This is a genomic window from Sphaerochaeta sp. (genome assembly GCF_050256055.1).
Taxonomy (GTDB): Bacteria; Spirochaetota; Spirochaetia; order Sphaerochaetales; family Sphaerochaetaceae; genus Sphaerochaeta.
This window is the reverse complement of the sequence record NZ_JBFWIJ010000001.1, coordinates 73,874-90,388: the sequence shown is the minus strand read 5'-3', so window position 1 is coordinate 90,388 and position 16,515 is coordinate 73,874. Positions and strand designations below refer to the sequence as shown.

At 49.8% G+C, this 16,515-nt stretch carries 14 protein-coding genes and 1 riboswitch; of the genes, 12 read left to right on the top strand and 2 right to left on the bottom strand.

All coding sequences use genetic code 11. From position 1 onward, the window contains the following. Positions 1-81 precede the first annotated feature (81 nt). The 6 genes from rpmH to AB7C91_RS00330 all read left to right on the top strand — a co-directional run bounded on the left by rpmH (position 82) and on the right by AB7C91_RS00330 (position 6,352). Positions 82-249 carry a 50S ribosomal protein L34 gene (gene rpmH, locus AB7C91_RS00355; RefSeq protein ID WP_332447448.1) on the top strand — a complete coding sequence of 56 codons (168 nt, stop codon included), beginning with the start codon at positions 82-84 and terminating at the stop codon, positions 247-249. Then, the gene (gene rnpA / locus AB7C91_RS00350; RefSeq protein WP_332447447.1) at positions 230-580 is read left to right on the top strand and encodes a ribonuclease P protein component; all 351 of its coding nucleotides are present in this window, start codon (positions 230-232) and stop codon (positions 578-580) included. The genes rpmH and rnpA overlap by 20 nt, the downstream gene beginning before the upstream one ends. Before the next feature lie 105 nt (positions 581-685). Continuing rightward, the gene (yidC, locus tag AB7C91_RS00345; RefSeq protein WP_428588400.1) at positions 686-2,497 is read left to right on the top strand and encodes a membrane protein insertase YidC; all 1,812 of its coding nucleotides are present in this window, start codon (positions 686-688) and stop codon (positions 2,495-2,497) included. A gap of 52 nt (positions 2,498-2,549) precedes the next feature. Further along, entirely contained in the window at positions 2,550-3,236 is a 687-nt protein-coding gene (jag, locus tag AB7C91_RS00340) for an RNA-binding cell elongation regulator Jag/EloR (RefSeq protein WP_332447445.1), read from the top strand. A gap of 93 nt (positions 3,237-3,329) precedes the next feature. After that, a riboswitch (cobalamin riboswitch) is annotated at positions 3,330-3,496 on the top strand. 76 nt (positions 3,497-3,572) lie between these two features. Further along, positions 3,573-5,648, top strand: a complete 2,076-nt coding sequence (locus tag AB7C91_RS00335) for a ribonucleoside triphosphate reductase (RefSeq protein ID WP_332447444.1) — start codon at positions 3,573-3,575, stop codon at positions 5,646-5,648. Continuing rightward, complete coding sequence (locus tag AB7C91_RS00330) at positions 5,645-6,352, top strand: anaerobic ribonucleoside-triphosphate reductase activating protein (protein ID WP_332447443.1); 708 nt, start codon at positions 5,645-5,647, stop codon at positions 6,350-6,352. Before AB7C91_RS00335 ends, AB7C91_RS00330 begins: the two co-directional genes overlap by 4 nt. On the opposite strand, the gene metK is transcribed toward AB7C91_RS00330, so the two are convergent. Then, complete coding sequence (gene metK, locus AB7C91_RS00325; RefSeq protein WP_332447442.1) at positions 6,336-7,481, bottom strand: methionine adenosyltransferase; 1,146 nt, start codon at positions 7,479-7,481, stop codon at positions 6,336-6,338. The two genes, AB7C91_RS00330 and metK, sit on opposite strands and share 17 nt — an antisense overlap. Before the next feature lie 209 nt (positions 7,482-7,690). Between metK and AB7C91_RS00320 the strand changes: the two genes are divergently transcribed. Both AB7C91_RS00320 and AB7C91_RS00315 read left to right on the top strand, forming a co-directional pair. Continuing rightward, positions 7,691-8,212 carry an ArsR family transcriptional regulator gene (locus tag AB7C91_RS00320; RefSeq protein ID WP_332447441.1) on the top strand — a complete coding sequence of 174 codons (522 nt, stop codon included), beginning with the start codon at positions 7,691-7,693 and terminating at the stop codon, positions 8,210-8,212. Beyond that, entirely contained in the window at positions 8,205-9,401 is a 1,197-nt protein-coding gene (locus AB7C91_RS00315; protein WP_332447440.1) for an MFS transporter, read from the top strand. Before AB7C91_RS00320 ends, AB7C91_RS00315 begins: the two co-directional genes overlap by 8 nt. On the opposite strand, the gene AB7C91_RS00310 is transcribed toward AB7C91_RS00315, so the two are convergent. Next, a complete protein-coding gene (locus AB7C91_RS00310) occupies positions 9,378-10,394 on the bottom strand; it encodes an adenosine kinase (RefSeq protein WP_428588393.1) in 1,017 nt (338 codons plus the stop codon). The genes AB7C91_RS00315 and AB7C91_RS00310 overlap by 24 nt on opposite strands. A gap of 91 nt (positions 10,395-10,485) precedes the next feature. On the opposite strand from AB7C91_RS00310, the gene murA reads away from it, so the two are divergent. The 4 genes from murA to AB7C91_RS00290 all read left to right on the top strand — a co-directional run bounded on the left by murA (position 10,486) and on the right by AB7C91_RS00290 (position 16,512). Further along, positions 10,486-11,775: a UDP-N-acetylglucosamine 1-carboxyvinyltransferase gene (gene murA / locus AB7C91_RS00305; RefSeq protein ID WP_332447438.1), complete on the top strand. Its 1,290-nt coding sequence runs from the start codon at positions 10,486-10,488 to the stop codon at positions 11,773-11,775. Between the two features lie 479 nt (positions 11,776-12,254). After that, on the top strand, positions 12,255-13,778 hold the full coding sequence (locus AB7C91_RS00300; RefSeq protein WP_428588389.1) for a diguanylate cyclase: 1,524 nt from the start codon (positions 12,255-12,257) through the stop codon (positions 13,776-13,778). A gap of 78 nt (positions 13,779-13,856) precedes the next feature. Further along, positions 13,857-15,473, top strand: a complete 1,617-nt coding sequence (locus tag AB7C91_RS00295) for an ABC transporter substrate-binding protein (protein WP_332447436.1) — start codon at positions 13,857-13,859, stop codon at positions 15,471-15,473. A gap of 46 nt (positions 15,474-15,519) precedes the next feature. After that, on the top strand, positions 15,520-16,512 hold the full coding sequence (locus AB7C91_RS00290) for an ABC transporter permease (protein WP_332447435.1): 993 nt from the start codon (positions 15,520-15,522) through the stop codon (positions 16,510-16,512). Positions 16,513-16,515: the final 3 nt, after the last annotated feature.

Sequence of the window (16,515 nt, the reverse complement as noted above, 5' to 3'; positions counted from 1 at the left end):
ATACTGCACCACTCGGAGGACTATCCTCCGGCCAAACGAGAAAATATCCGCGTTAAGCGATGTAAAATTGGAGAATATCTCATGAGTTACAAAGGAAAAAGAACCTACCAGCCCAGCAAGGTGAAAAGAAACAGAAAATTTGGATTCAGGGCTCGTATGGCAACGAAGGGCGGTCGCCTGGTATTGGCCCGCAGAAGAGCCAAAGGCAGACATAATCTGACCGTATGTGATGAGAAGAAGCCTTTCTAAGAAAGAAATTGTAAAACGCAAACCGGAGATTGATCGAATTTTTAAAACCGGCAAGACATTCTCTTGCCGTGGTTTGAAACTGATCGTAAGCCAAAACCAGCTGGACGTTGACAGAATTGTGGTTATACCCGTCCGTCATTATGGAAGCGCTGTCGAGCGGAATAGAATCCGTCGACAGATCAAGGAAATCTGGCGAAATGAGAAACCTCGGCTGATCCCCGGTTACGATTTTGCATTCATTGCGTATCCAGGAAAGGGTAATGACCACACAACCAAAAAAGCACAACTCCTCTCACTCTGTGAAAAGGCTGGAGTTTTCCTCCAGTCGTAAGACGTCTTAGCAGTCTTTTCCACTCCTGTTGTTGTCGATACTCTGTTTTGTACCTATCTTTCCTGTGATTTTGCTTCTCTACACACCCCAACATCAGGAGCAGATATGGACAAAAATACCATTCTAGCCATTGTCCTTTCCGTAGTGGTCATCACGCTTGGCATGACCATCCAGACCACATTCTTTGCGCCAGTACCTACAACCCAGACTCCCGCAGAAACGGTTGCAGCCGATACTGCGACGTTGCCGGCTTCCAATCTGGAGCCCGCCAAGAGTTCCCTTGTTTCTTCCAATCTGGCTTGGTCAAGTTCCTTGCCTGGGTCCATGGTGGCTGTCGGCCAGACGGGAAGCAGCACTCCCTTCAGTTTCTCCACCGATTATTTCCAGATTGAATTCGATCCCAAGGGAGCCGCCATTTCCTCTTTCAAGTTGAAAAAGCACTTGGATAATGGTGAACCTGTGGAATTGCTCTTCAAGAATGCTGATTCACACGATGCATTCCTCATGTATGCAGGCAATGACAAGACCAACCCCATCGATGCAAACTTCCGTTATCAGATCAATGGCAACAAGGTAATTTTCACCCAGGAGTTCGCCTTGCTGGGAGAAGATGGGAAAACACCTTCCGATCCGTTCACCATCACCAAGACCTATACCTTCGGCAACGAGGATTATCTTTTCCAGATCGATGTGCAGACCAAGAACAGTGTGAACAAGGCGGTTCCCCTTTCCTTTGAGAACTTTGCCTATACCTTGGCCTTCGAGCCACAGATCGGCCCATCCTTCACCACTTTGGATAATTACAACTACCGACGTTTCTACATCAAGGAGGATGGTTCCTCCAAGAAGAACCAGGTCAAGCTCAGTAACGGTGCCTATACCACCGGCAAGCCGCTTTCCTGGGTAGCCCTGGTAGGCAAGTATTTCTCCTTGATCGCCATTCCCGATGCAACCAACTATACGGTCAGCCTCCATGAGAATACGCAGGAGGGTCTTCCCCTGCAGTCTTCCATCTTCTTAAGCAGACCTTCCATCAAGAGTGCCTCCCAGACCGATACTTTCCGTTTCTATGCCGGACCTCAGTTGAAGGCTGACATGGCCATCTACGATGACGCAGCCTCCAACAGCTTCGGTGTAGCCAACCTGCAGCTGGAACAAGCTCTGGACAGCAGTTCCTGGCTCGGTTGGCTTGAGAATTTCCTCAAGTTGATCCTCAATCTGTTGTACAAGGTGATTCCCAACTACGGTATCGGTATCATTATCCTCACCTTCCTGCTCAAATTGGTCCTGTATCCCATTTCCAAGAAGGGTATGGAATCGACGGCAAAGATGTCCGCACTTTCACCGAAAATGCAGGAGATCAAGGAAAAGTATCCGGATAACCCGACCAAGCAGAATGAGGAAATGGCGAATCTGTACAAGACCGAGCATATCAATCCGATGGGTGGCTGTCTGCCGATGCTTCTGCAGTTCCCCATTCTGATTGCATTCTACGGTCTGCTGAACAAGCATTTCGAATTGCGCGGAGCCATGTTCATTCCTGGTTGGATCCCTGATCTTTCCCGGCCTGATACCGTGTTCATGTTCCCGTTCAACCTGCCGTTCCTCGGCAATGAGCTGCACTTGCTGCCCATTATCTATACGGTCAGCATGATCTATTCGATGAAGATAACCCAGAACGCTTCGACTGCCGGAAGCCAGCAGAGCATGATGAAATTCATGACCTACGGAATGCCGTTGATGTTCTTCTTCGTCCTGTACAGTGCGCCGTCCGGGTTGATCCTCTACTGGTCGGTGATGAATGCCCTGTCCATTTTCCAACAGCTGTACACCAACCGCAAGAACCGGTTGCAGGCGGGAGAAGCGCTCCCCGCACAGGTGAAGCAGTTCCCTGGACCGAAGGGTAAAAAGCGCTGATACCGATACCAATTCAACTGGGGGAACCTCGTTCCCCCAACGGAGTAATCATATGACAAGAGAATTCGAAGGACGTACCGAGCAGGAGGCTATTGCAAAAGCCATAGACGAACTGCACATCGAACGTGAAGATTTCGATGTGGAAATCGTCGAACCGGTCCGCAAGGGACTGTTCAAAAAGAGCAATGTAAAGATCAGAATCCATTTTGATGAGGAAAGCGAGCTTGAGGAGGAATCCTATGAGCAGGACAACTCCGATGGACCTGAGCTGGATGCACCGATCAACAGCGAGCTGGAAGATAAGCTTCTTGCGTTCGTTGCAACCATCCTGGATAAAATGGGGTATGAGGGAAGCGTCTCGGTTTCCTTCCGCAAGGAACGCAAGCTTGGGTTGAACATCGAAAGTGACAATTCCAGCATCATCATCGGCCGTAAAGGCAAGAACTTGGATGCAATCCAATTGCTTGCCAATGTGTATGCCGGACAGATAGATCCGGACCTCAAGGTCATCGTCGACAGCGAAAACTATCGGATGCGTCATGAGGAACAGTTGATCAGGATGGCATTCAAGACAGCTGAGCAGGTTCGCAGAAGCGGACGCAGCCGACTGCTTGAACCCATGAACCCGTATGAACGACGCTTGGTCCATACAGCCTTGAATGATTTCGGTGGTGTGGAAACCAAGAGTGAGGGTGAAGGGCTGTACAAACAGATCCGCATCTCAAACCAAAAACATTGAGTGATGAGAAAAGGGAATCCAAGTTGATTCCCTTTTTTATACAATTTTCTTGACAAACCAAACTCCATATCATACTGTTTGTAGCGTACCGCATGGTACAAAACACTATATATTGTGTGTATAGGAAAAGGGAAGTTGGGTGTAAAACCCACGCGGTCCCGCCGCTGTAATGGGGAGTCAATGGCTCTTGCCACTGAAGAAATTCGGGAAGGCGCCACTGACGATGAACCAGAGCCAGAAGACCTTGCCTGTACAGACACGCCGTCACGGAGCATGACAGAAGGCGTGTGCATACAAACGCACCCCTTATCTGTCCTGTCTCCCAGGGAGGAACCCATGCAACAGCAAGTGGTCAAACGGGACGGGCAGGTGGTTTTCTGCGAGGTTCAGAAAATCATCAATGCAATCACCAAGGCAGCGAATGCAGCCAACGAACAGGTCGATGCAGCGAAGATTGCTTCGATCGTATGTTCCCATCTGGATGAAGCGAAACCGGTCGAAGTCGAGCACATCCAGGATCTGGTGGAACGTACGCTCATGGATTGCGGCGCCAATGCAACAGCGAAAGCGTACATCCTGTATCGAAGGGACAGGGAAAGGATTCGGGAAGGCAAGGCTTTGATCAAGGCGACCAACCAATTGTTTTCCTCGTATCTTGAGGATACGACCTGGAGAACCAAGGAAAACGCCAACACCCGGCGCTCGATCAACGGCATGAACAACTACATCCGGGAAATCTTCACCGAACAGTACTGGCTCAATGAGATTTATCCTGCCTCAATCAGGGAAGCTCACCAGAAGGGAAGTCTGCACATCCACGACTTGGGTTTCTTCGGTCCCTATTGCTGTGGCTGGGATTTACGGCAGTTGCTTGTCCAGGGATTCGGTGGTGTGGAAGGAAAGGTGCAGAGCAAACCTGCCAGACACCTGCGGTCCTGGCTCGGCCAGATAGTCAACGCAACCTTCACCTTCCAAGGGGAATGTGCAGGGGCCCAGGCGTGGTCCTCTTTCGACACCTACTCCGCACCCTTCATCAGGTATGACCATCTCGGGTATGACGAGGTCAAACAGGCTTTACAGGAATTCGTTTTTACTTTGAATGTACCCACCCGTGTTGGATTCCAGTGTCCATTCTCAAATCTTACTTTCGATATCACCGTTCCAAAATCGCTTGCCGAGGTTCCGGTCATTCGCGGAGGATCTGCACAGAAAGAGGTCTACCAGGAGTTCCAAGCGGAAATGGATATGCTCAACCGGGCGTTTTGTGAGGTTATGGAAGCGGGTGATGCCTCAGAAGGTGTATTCACCTTTCCCATCCCCACCTACAATATAACCAAGGATTTCCCGTGGGACAGTAAGGTGGTGGATGCCGTCTTTGCCATGACGGCCAAATACGGAATACCATATTTCTCCAACTACCTGAACAGCGACCTGAGCCCGGAGGACGCCCTTTCCATGTGTTGCCGACTTCGTCTCGATACCTCTGCGCTGAGAAAACGCGGAGGGGGGTTGTTTGGATCCAATCCGTTGACCGGATCGATCGGCGTCGTCACCCTCAATCTTGTTCGTCTGGCCTATGAGGCAAAGGATGAACAGGCTTTTTTTGCCTCGCTTACCGCTCTTGCAGAGACGGCGAAGGAGAGTCTGGAGATAAAGCGGAAGATTCTGGAAGCTGAAACCGAGCGGGGTATGTATCCGTTCAGCCGTTTTTATCTTTCCGACGTGAAACAGAAGCAGGGCCGGTATTGGGCGAATCATTTCAGTACCATCGGATTGGTGGGTATGGAGGAGGCCTGCCTGAACCTATTCGGAATGGAAGGATCACTTACAACCGACAGAGGGCAGAAATTTGGGCTTCACGTGCTGGAGGTACTCCGGGATATCATCACACAGTTCCAACAGGAAACAGGAAATTTCTATAATTTGGAAGCTACTCCTGCAGAGGGGGCAAGCTATCGGCTGGCCAATCTGGATGTCCAGACCCATCCGGATATCATTACCGCCGGAGAGAGGGTGCATTATTACACCAATTCCTCCCAATTGCCGGTAGGCTATACCCATGATATCTTCGAAACCTTGGAAAAGCAGGATGATCTGCAGTGCCAATATACCGGAGGTACGGTTCTTCATCTCTATCTTGATCAGAGGATTGAGGATGCACAGATCGCAAAACACCTGATTCGTACCATCTTCAGCAGATACAAGCTCCCCTATCTTTCCTTGACTCCTACGTTCTCAACGTGCAGGGATCACGGTTATCTTACCGGCGAGGTTCCTGTGTGTCCGATATGCAACAAGGAAACCGAGGTATGGACACGGGTGGTGGGGTACTTGCGGCCGAAACAGGATTTTCATCCTGGAAAACAGGAGGAGCATCGTCAACGTTTGTTTTTCCGGTATGATGCATCATGATTATCGGCGGTGTTGAACCTTCTTCCGTGCTTGACTATCCAGGCTTTCTCAGTTGTGTGTTCTTTTGCCAAGGATGTAATTTTGATTGCTTCTATTGCCATAACCGGGCCCTGATCGGGCCTGGTATGTCGGTGATGAGCCATCAGATGATGCATGATTTCTTGGAAAAACGAAAAGATTTTCTCCAGGCTGTGGTGTTCAGCGGAGGTGAATGTACCCTGCAGCAGGATCTTCTGCTTGCTGTGTCGGGAGCAAAGAATCTGGGGTTTCTGACCAAGATCGACACCAATGGAAGCAATCCCGGGATGCTGACTGATTTGCTCACGTCCGGCATGGTTGATTATGTGGCTTTGGATGTGAAAGCGCCTTGGTATAAGTATCCGGCGATCGTCGGAACGCATGCAAAGATCTCGCAGGTGGAGAAAAGCCTGGTATTGCTTTTAAATCATGCTGTAAACCATGAAGGGTTCACCCTTGAGGTGCGCACCACCCTTGCCCCCGGTCTTGACAAAGAGGATCTGCTTGCCTTGGCAAAGGAACTCCCGCTTCTGCCGCTGTGGACGCTGAATCGTTATCGGAAACCTGTCCTGTATAAGCCAGAGGATGAAACAAGGGTCAACCTCCCGTCCCTGCAGGAACAGGAGGTTGCCGCTCTGAGCGGATTGCTATCCGAGTATCAACCGAATCTCAAGCCAATGAGATGATTTCTTCCCACGGCATGCCGCTCTTGCCGAAATGCCCGTAGTTTACATTCTGCTGGTAGATCGGCCTGAGCAGGCCGAGAGTCCTGATGATCCCTGCAGGGGAGAGGTCGAATTTTGCCCGTACCAAATCCTCCAGCTTGGAGTCATCAATGTTGCCGGTACCGAAGGTGTCGACATAGATGGAAATCGGATACGGAACGCCGATGGCATAGGAAAGCTGGACTTCACAGGAGGAACAATATCCGTTCGCCACCAGGTTTTTTGCAACGAAGCGTGCCATATAGGCCGCTGAACGGTCGACCTTGGAGGGGTCCTTTCCGCTGAATGCCCCGCCACCGTGTCTTCCCATGCCTCCATAGGTATCCACAATGATTTTTCGACCGGTAAGGCCGGTATCTCCGGCGGGACCGCCGATGACGAATCTGCCGGTGGGATTGATGTAGATTTTTGTCTTCTCATCAAACATTCCCGTTCTACCCAATACCGGGTTGAGTACTTCCTTGGTCAGATAGGAAACCAGATGATCCCGATCGGCTGCTTCGGTATGCTGATGGCTGATGACCACCGAATCGATATGGACCGGTTTTCCTTCCTGATACAACAAGGATACCTGACTTTTCGCATCCGGGCGAAGGAAGGGGGCATGCCCGCTCTTTCGGAGTTCGCTTGCTTTCTGCAAAAGCTGATGCGCCCACATGACCGGGGCGGGCATCAACTGCTCGGTTTCATCACAGGCGAACCCGAACATCATGCCCTGGTCCCCAGCACCCTGCTCCCCGTAGAGTGAGGTGTCCGCACTGACACCGAGGGAGATATCCGCAGATTGGGTTTTGGTCAGATTCTGGACTTTCAGGCTTTTGTAATCGAAGCCGATTCCTTCTTCTGTATACCCGATTCCCTTTACGGTATCCCGGACGATCTCTTCAATATCAAGACTGGCATTGGTGGTGATTTCCCCACCTACGATCACCAGATCGGTCGTGGCGAAGACTTCGCAGGCAACCCTGCTACGGGAATCCTGTCGAAGACAAGCATCGAGAACGGCATCGGAAATCTGGTCGCAGACCTTATCCGGATGTCCCTCGCTTACTGATTCTGAAGTAAAAATGTGTGAACCGTGTGCTACCATACACCCTTCCTTTGTGAACTTGGGAAGGGGGGACTCAACTCAATGAATTGCGCTCCCCTTTTAGCAAGTTTCTTTAGTGACGCCCGCAAGCCGGGAGGCTATCAAATCGACGTCATTGGTTTGGATGATATCAGCTGAGCTTTTTTTATACAAGTGTGTAGAGGCCGGTCTCTTTACATAACAATAAATGTTATGTTATAAAAATTGGTATGAATATACTTACTCTTACCGACGACAAGCAACTTCAGATCTACATGCATCCAAAGCGACAGGAAATTCTGTACCAACTCTCCATCCAAGGACCGATGACGGCCAAGATGCTCAGCACTTCCTTGGCTATGACGCCGTCCAGCGCCAAGCATCATCTGGGGAAGCTGCAGGAGCTTGGGGTTGTTGCAGTCGATCACCAGGAAGTGATCAATGGGATTACTGCAACCTATTACCGGAAGGTCCGGGTTACGGTAAGTTTCGGAGCGCTGGAGGAACAGAGTCGAAGGTTGGTCACCGATTTCTTGTCCAAGCAAGTGCATGACGGACTTGAGGAGCATGCTCGTTCCTTTAGCGATGAGCAGGGGCATTTTCAGGCCGATCAGCTCTCGGGGGTGGTTCATCTGAGCGCAGAGGAAGCCGACCGGCTGTATTGGATGATCAGAACGTTCATTGATGAAAGGGAAGATAAGAGGGAAGGAACCGAACCCTTCGTCTATTCTTTGGTGGCTTATCATGCCTAAGGCATTCCGACTGTCTTTCTATCTTGCTCCTCTCAGTCTCTCGTACCTTTCGTTGGGAGTAAGCCTGCCGGCGATGAGTCTGTTGGTGGTCAGCAAGGGATTTTCCTTAAGCTCGATGAGCATTGTGTTTGTGATGTATTCCGTTTTCGTCATTCTCTTTGAGGTGCCAAGCGGAATGCTTGCCGATGCAAAGGGAAGGAAAACAAGTTTTGCCTTGGGTTTGCTGTTCTCCCTCCTGGGGACGGCTTTGTTGTTCAGCTCCTCCTACCTGATGCTTTGTCTGGGATTTGCTTTGAATGGGGTGGGAAGGGCGTTCGGCAGTGGCAGTCTGGATGCGCTCTGCATCGAGGAAGGAAGGTCCCATGGCCGCTCCTTGGAGGATATGGTACTTGCCTTGGATGTCAACTCCAGCCTTTCTCTCAGCCTTGGTGCGTTGGGTGGAGGGTTTTTACTGAATTTGGGAAAAGAAGGCCCGATGTTGACCTATCCCGTGCTGGCTGTCCGGTTGGCATTGGTGGTGCTTGCGTTGCTGTTGCTTTTGGTGTTGATTGCACCTGAGAAGAGGGAAGGTTCCTCTTCGAGCGATCCAATGCAGCTGGGACTGATCAAACAAGCCTTCAGACAGGCTCCCTTTCTGCTGGTCTACAGTACAAGCGTATTGCTGAACGGCATCCTGCTTGGTTCGGTGGAAAATTATTGGCAACCGTATCTGAAATCATTGCTTGCATCCGATTCCCTGCTTTGGGTGCTGGGGGTCATTACGTCATTGTTGTTTGCCGTGGGCATCCTGGGGTCCTTGCTCGGGAGAGTCTTGATGAACCATATTTCCCCTCCGCTGTTCTATTGTTGTGCAACCGCTTTGGTGTTTCTGTTGGAATTTGTGCAATCGACCATACATAGTCCCTGGCTGTTTGCATTGGTGTTTTCCTTGGTATATCTTGTGTTTGGGAGTGCGTCAGTAGTGGGGCAGTTCTTGCTCAATAAGGCAGCTTCCGACCAAGTGCGATCGAGTATGCTCAGTCTCTCCTCGTTTTCCTTGCAGGCAGGAGGCGTATTTGCCAATGCATCGGCTACCCTGCTCTTCGTATTCGGAGGTATTTCCCTGTATTGGAAAGCGATGGCTTTGCTCGGGATCGTAGGGATCAGCTTGCTTTCCAAGCCGTTGTTACAGCGTTCTCCACGCTCCTGATTCCAGCATGGCCTTCAGTTGCTGTGCTTTTTCGTTGCTGAACTGTGCCCCTCGTTGGGTGATGATCTCCCCGGCAAGAATGGAGGCGATGATCCCCGACTCCTCGACGCTGTAGTGGTGGTACTGTCCGTAAAGAAACCCTGCAGCGTAGACATCACCGGCTCCCGTGGTATCCACGGGAATGACCGGACCTTTGACCGGTATGCTGAGAATCTTCCCTTCATGGCTGATGTACGAGCCTTTCTTACCGTTCTTGACGATGGCGGTTCTGCAGAGTTTTCCCATGGAACGGCAGCATTCATAGGGATCATAATTGTCAAACAGGATTCTGGCTTCCTCACGGTTGGCATAGACGATGTCGCAGCTTTCTGTGATCAGACGCAGGAAGGGTTCTCGATACCTACCGACCGCAAATGGATCTGCAAGGTCGAAGGACACGGTGGTATGGCCTTCCTTTGCGAGGGCAAGGGCTTTGGTGATGGCTCCTTGCTGGCTTGGGGTATCCCACATGTATCCGGTGAAATGGAAGAAGTCCGCTTGTTTGACGGTTTGCTCGACAACGTCCTCCTGGGCATACAGACGATTTGCGCCAAGGAAGGTGTTCATGCTCCGTTCGCTGTCCGGGGTAATGAGGATGACTGTGGATCCGGTTTTTTCCTTGTCCGTCACCACCAGCTGGTCATGTACATCAAGGCTGGAAAGCCGGTCGCGATAGATTGTTCCGTTCTCATCATTGCCGATTTTTCCGGCAAGGGTGGCATCAATACCCAGACTGGCCAGGGCAATGATGGTATTCGGGCAGGAGCCGCCACAGGAATAGGTGGTATGCCGCTCCTTGCTGAGATCAAGAAGCTCCTCCATCCGTTCTGCATTGATGAGTGCCATGGTTCCCTTGTGGATACCCAAGTCGATGATATCCTGCTCCTCAACACTGACGATGATATCGATGAGAGGGTTCCCTATGCCATAGACACTGTGCTCTTGCGTATTCATGTACCTCCATTCTACCATTGCTTTCCTGTGCAATTCAACAAGGAGCTTGCGAAAGTGTAATTGCGAGGGTAGGATGGACGAGGAGGCGTTGATGGGGCAGTACCGTATCCTGGGGGGAAAACCTGCAAGTGGTGAGGTTGGGGTAAGCGGAAACAAGAATAGTGCGCTTCCCTGTCTTGCCGCAACGTTGTTGACCGACGAGCCTGTTCATTTATTGAACGTACCTGATATCGAGGATGTCCAGGTCATGCTGCAACTGCTTACGAGCCTTGGCTCGGAAGTTGTCCGTGAGGATGCCCACAGCTTTATCATCAAAAGCGGCGGACGCAGGGGAAATCTGGAAAAATCGTTGGTTGAGACGGTACGTGGTTCCATTCTGCTCCTTGGTCCGTTGCTTGCCGTCAATGGGCAGGTTACCTTGGATCCTCCCGGGGGTGATGTCATCGGGCTTCGCCGGTTGGACACCCATTTCATTGGTTTGGGGAATCTGCAGGCCGATTGCCGGATCAATGAGTCCGGAGAGATATGCATCCAGGCAAGGAAATCCCGGTTGCAGGGTGGCTCTGTGTTTCTTGATGAGGCTTCGGTCACCGCAACGGAAAATGTGCTCATGGCTGCCTCCCTTGCCGAGGGAGAGAGTATCGTCTACAACGCTGCATGCGAACCGCATGTTCAGGATTTGTGCCTGCTTTTGGGAAGGATGGGATGTCCTATCGAAGGAATCGGTTCAAACCGCTTGTATATACAGGGACAGCGACGCCTGCACGGGTGTGAATTTCGCTTGGGCAGCGACTATATGGAAGTAGGCTCATTCATTGGATTGGCCGGAGCCAGCGGTGGCCAGGTCCTGATCAAGAATGTACAATTGGAACACCTACGAATGATCCGCCTCGGGTTTGAAAGGATCGGCATCACTTTTGTACAGGATGGTCCTTCTTCCATCCTGGTTCCTCGGAAGCAGAAGCGTCTGCTTGCCAAGGAGGTGGGAGGCCATACCGCCAAGATCGACGATGCCCCTTGGCCTGGGTTCCCCGCGGATTTGTTGAGCATCGTCACCGTATGCGCAACCCAGATGGATGGCTCGATTCTCATCCATGAGAAGATGTTCGAGTCGAGAATGTACTTCATTGACTGGTTGATCAGGATGGGAGCCGACATTATTCTGTGCGATCCGCACAGGGCGGTGGTGCAAGGTCCTTCACAGCTGTATGGATCCCAGCTTTCCAGTCCCGATGTACGGGCGGGAATGGCGTTGGTCATCGCCGCCGTCTGTGCCCAAGGGGAGAGCCGCATCCAAAACATCTATCAAATAGAGCGGGGATATGAGAACCTGAGCGGTAAGCTCCAAGCCTTGGGCCTCGATATCGAACGGCTTGGCTAATTCCCTGTTTGGACGTGAATTCATCGGCGTATCCACAGGGGTATCCCAAAGATATCCACAAGTTGTCCACAACCCGTTTCGGCATACAACCACCATGGTGTGTATACAGCATTGTTTCATGACTTTTTCCCATGATTCTCGACGTTCTTGGGGATTATGACAAATAATTATTTTATATGGAAATAAATAAAATCCTAGTTCACAACTTCAATTGAAGTCTTATATAGGTTTCATTGGGTTTTTATTGTCTGTTGCAAGATGTTTCGATGCAGGAAATAAACGAGTTGTCAACAAGTTATCCACAACCTTTCCTTCGTGCTGTATACCTGTGTAAGTACCTATGCAATGGGAGTTAGCACTGTCGCCGAATGGGTGCGAAATCATCCAGTGTTACCGGCACAACTTGTGGATAACCGGTTTGTATTGCTTGGTTGTTCGAACCGTTTTGCTGTGGTATCGTACAGACAAAGGGGATGGGTATGCACGCAAGGTCATGGTGGATGAGTACGCTGTTGATTCTTGTTTCGACCGGGGTCTTGCTGATCTTTTCCTTAGTCACGCTCAACCAGGTTGAAACCATTTATTCGACCAATACCGCCCGGACCATTGAGAATCTGAAGCGCCAGTTTCTCTATGATACCGTGAACAACCAAATTCGGCGCATCGATGCAGAGCGCTCGTTGTTGCAGACCAAGTACCAGAATGAGCTTGCCGTATTGGAGGATGAACTCCTCCTCGAATCCCTGCATTCGGAATCATATATGCAACGTATCACTGAAATGGCAAAGCGTCCCTCGCTCAAAGAATGGACTCTTCTTGTTTGGGATAAGAATTCAGGGGCGTTGGTGTTTGACAACCAGCATGAAGTGCAAGAGCCTCAGACTCGTATTGAGAGTTTGAATCGTTTGCTTCCTCTGTACAAGATTCATGCATTGCACACCAATGGTTCGTATACGGTATTCTTCGGTATTGCCCAAGACCGAATTGATGAAGAGGTGAAGCAGAACATTGCGCAGGAGATTTACAACTCACGATATTCTGAGGATTCCTATATCTGGGTCAATGAAATCAAGAACTATGCAGGCGGGGATGATTATGCGATCCGTCGCATCCATCCGAATCTCCGGGATACGGTGGGAATGAGTCTTTCAACCAAGATGACCGATATAAAAGGCGGTACGCCGTATAAAACTGAACTTGAAGGAGTGAAGCAGTCGGGTGAACTGTTTTTTACCTATTATTTCCAGAAGATGAACAGTACGGTGATTTCCGAGAAACTTACCTATGCAAAACTGTACAAGGATTTTGATTGGGTGGTCGCGATGGGTATTCATCTCGACGATCTTTCGCTTTACATCGACAGTAGCACAAATGATAGTAACAGTATCGTCAAACGATACATACCTGTTCTCATCACGTCAATCATCGCATTGTTTCTCCTGCATTCCCTATTGCTTGTATTACTGGAACGCAGGGCGAACAAGCAAAATGAGAAGATTCTGCTTGAGCAGGCGAACCGGGATACGCTGACAGGAGTCGGTAATCGCCGGTATGGCCTTACTGTACTCAAAAATGCCTTCTTCACGTATAAAAAGGAAAGGAAGCCTGTTTTGGTGGCCATGTTTGACATTGATCATTTCAAACATATCAACGATACCTACGGCCACGATATTGGTGACCGTAGTTTGGTCCGTCTCACCAAAGCTTTCCAGCAGGTGGTCTGCTCCAGGGATGCCTTGTTCCGTTGGGGAGGTGATGAATTCCTCGTGGTTTGTCCCGATAGCTCGGAGCAAATGATTTCAGCGTTGGCCGAAACATTGCTTGCCACTGCACGTTCGACCATGCTGGCAAGCGAGGGGATTTCCCTTTCGTATTCCATTTCCATCGGTATATCTTCCTTCCATCCTGATGATCAGTCGGAAGAACAGGCGATCAAGCGGGCGGACCAAGCACTCTATCAGGCGAAAAAACTAGGGAGGGATCGCTTCGAAATTGATTGGTAAATTACACCAACCAATTTCTTGACAAGTTTTGGATTCGTGGTACGCTTGATATATCACAAGATATTTAAGGAGGATCACATGAAGAAATTCTTGGTGACTGTTCTGGTGATGATCGTTTCATTGACCTGCCTGATAGGAGCAGGGACAAAAGAAACTGCTGTGGTATCGGCCCCAGGAGCACAAGCCGTCAAGACGGGAAGCCCTTTGGCAGATGTTCGAGTACGTCAGGCAATTGCCTATGCCATCGATATGCAGGCGATAGTCGACAACCTGATGAGTGGAAAAGCCCTTGTAGCAAACAGTTTGACTCCCAATGGTGATTGGAAGGTGCCCGGATTGGAGAATTATTCCTATAATCCTACCAAGGCCCGGGAATTGCTCAAGAGTGCTGGTTGGGATCCCAATTATACATTGGATGTTGTATATTATTACGGAGACCAAATGACGGTTGATCTGATGACGGCTGTTCAAGCTTATTTGGCTGATGTCGGAATGAAAATGACCTTCAGGAAGTTGGAAGGTGATCTTGCATCACAACTATGGGTTCCCCCTGCCGATCCTGTGAATGGCCCCTCAGCTGTAAATTGGGATATGGCTTATGCTGCCATCGGAGCCCTTTCAATGAACGAGTATTATGATCGGTTCTTGACTGGTGGAGGTTCGAATTCCCATACTCCTAGCGATCCTGTATATGACAAATTGATCAACGCAACTCATGTGGTCGATCCTGCAGCCCAGAAAAAGGCTTTCTATGAAGTCCAGAAATATGAGAATGCTAATCTTCCTGCAATTCCCCTGTATTATCAGCAGGTGTTTGTAGCGCAGAGTACTCGTCTGGACCGAGCAGGGGCAGGCTATGGGAACGAACAATTCAACTATGATTGGAACATCATCAATTGGACCGTTCCCGCCGATGCTTCCGGCAAGCGGATTCTGAAGACCAATGGGGGTCCAGTACAGTTTGTCGAGACTCCGTTCCTCAATCCGGGATTGTATATGAGCCAGAAGGTTCTGTTCGACCATCTTGTTGTTGCAGATGTCAACCTGACTCCGTCAAAGGGTGAGTTGGCTGAATCTTACTCGGTAAGTGATGACGGAAAGAAGATTTCCTTCACGTTGCGTGACGATATCTATTGGCATGATGGTGAGAAGATTACCGCTGACGATGTGAAGTGGACCTACGAGTTTGCAGCCAAGGTACCTACTTTGAATGCAGTATTCTCTTCCATGCTGAAGAAGATTGATTCCATCGCCATTGATGGGCGTACCATTACCTTTACCTACAAGGAAGCAGATCCGAATGCCTTGCTGTGCTTCACTCAGTTCCCACCGCTGCCCAAAAAATATTTTGCCAATGTCGATCCCATGCAATTCCAGCAAGCTGCGTTCTGGCAAAATCCAATCGGGTCCGGTCCCTTCAAGGTAAAGGACATCCAGATGAACAATTATGCGACTTTTGTACCGTTCGAGAAATATTACAAAGGTAAGGCAAAAATTGATGAGATCCAGATGTATCCTTCCGGAGAAAGTGATCCAAACTTGGTGAAGAATGCTGCTGCAGGACAGCTGGACTATGCGTATACCAAGAGTGTGGAAGACGTTCTGGCTTTGGAAAAAATGCCGAATATCAAAGTTACTCCTGTCGATATCCGCTATACCCGCCTGTTCTTTGTGAACAAGTTTGTAAAACCGTAACATTGGCCCTCGACCATCCGGGAGGGAGCAATCCTTCCCGGATATCATGTTTGATTTTCTGTTTGGAGGCAACGGAAGCATGATTTCCTATACGATTCGAAGAATTCTTACCCTAATTCCCATGCTCCTGGTCATGACTTTTCTAATTTTCTTGGGCTTGGAGCTTACTCCTGGAGATGCTGTTTCCTTTATGGCAAGTCCTGAAGCGATGGCCAATATGACCCAGGCTCAACTTGCTGCCTTGCGTGCATCGCTTGGTTTGAATGATCCCTTTCTTGTCCGCTATTTACATTGGCTTTGGGGTGTGGTGCAGGGTAATTTTGGCTATAGTCTGACCAGCGGGGTTCCCATCAAGGACATCGTATTTTCCCGGCTTCCTGCAACCCTTGAGTTATCCATCGCTGCTCTTTGTATATCCACTTTATTCGGTACCATCCTAGGCCTGGTAAGTGCAGTACGAAGAGGCCGTAGCATCGATAGGATTTTTACGGTAGCCGGTATGATCGGGGTTTCCATTCCTGAATTCTTTCTCGGTTTGGTGGCGTTGTTGGTTTTTTCCATCAATTTGGGTTGGTTGCCCATCGGGGGCAGGCTTCGCCCCGAATACACCATCTATTGGGACCATATGAAAAACCTAGTGCTCCCTGCTGTGGTGTTGGGTATCACCATGACCGCAGGTGTCATGCGGTATACACGATCCAGCATGCTGGACACAATCAATAAGGATTACATCAAGACCGCCAGAAGCAAAGGCCTTCCGGAATGGAGAGTCAACTTGGTCCATGGATTCAGGGTGGCCCTTACTCCTGTTGTTGTGTTGATCGGATTTCGTTTACCGATGCTCATCGGTGGATCTGTGGTGATTGAGCAGATTTTTCAATGGCCTGGGGTAGGCAATGAATTTTTAGGAGCGGTAAGGAGCCAAAACTATCCTTTGGTCATGATGATTGCTCTCTTCTCCGTATTTGCCGTCTTGGTTGCCAGTTTCATCATTGATTTGCTTACCGCATTGTTGGATCCTCGGGTCCAGTTGGATTAGGAG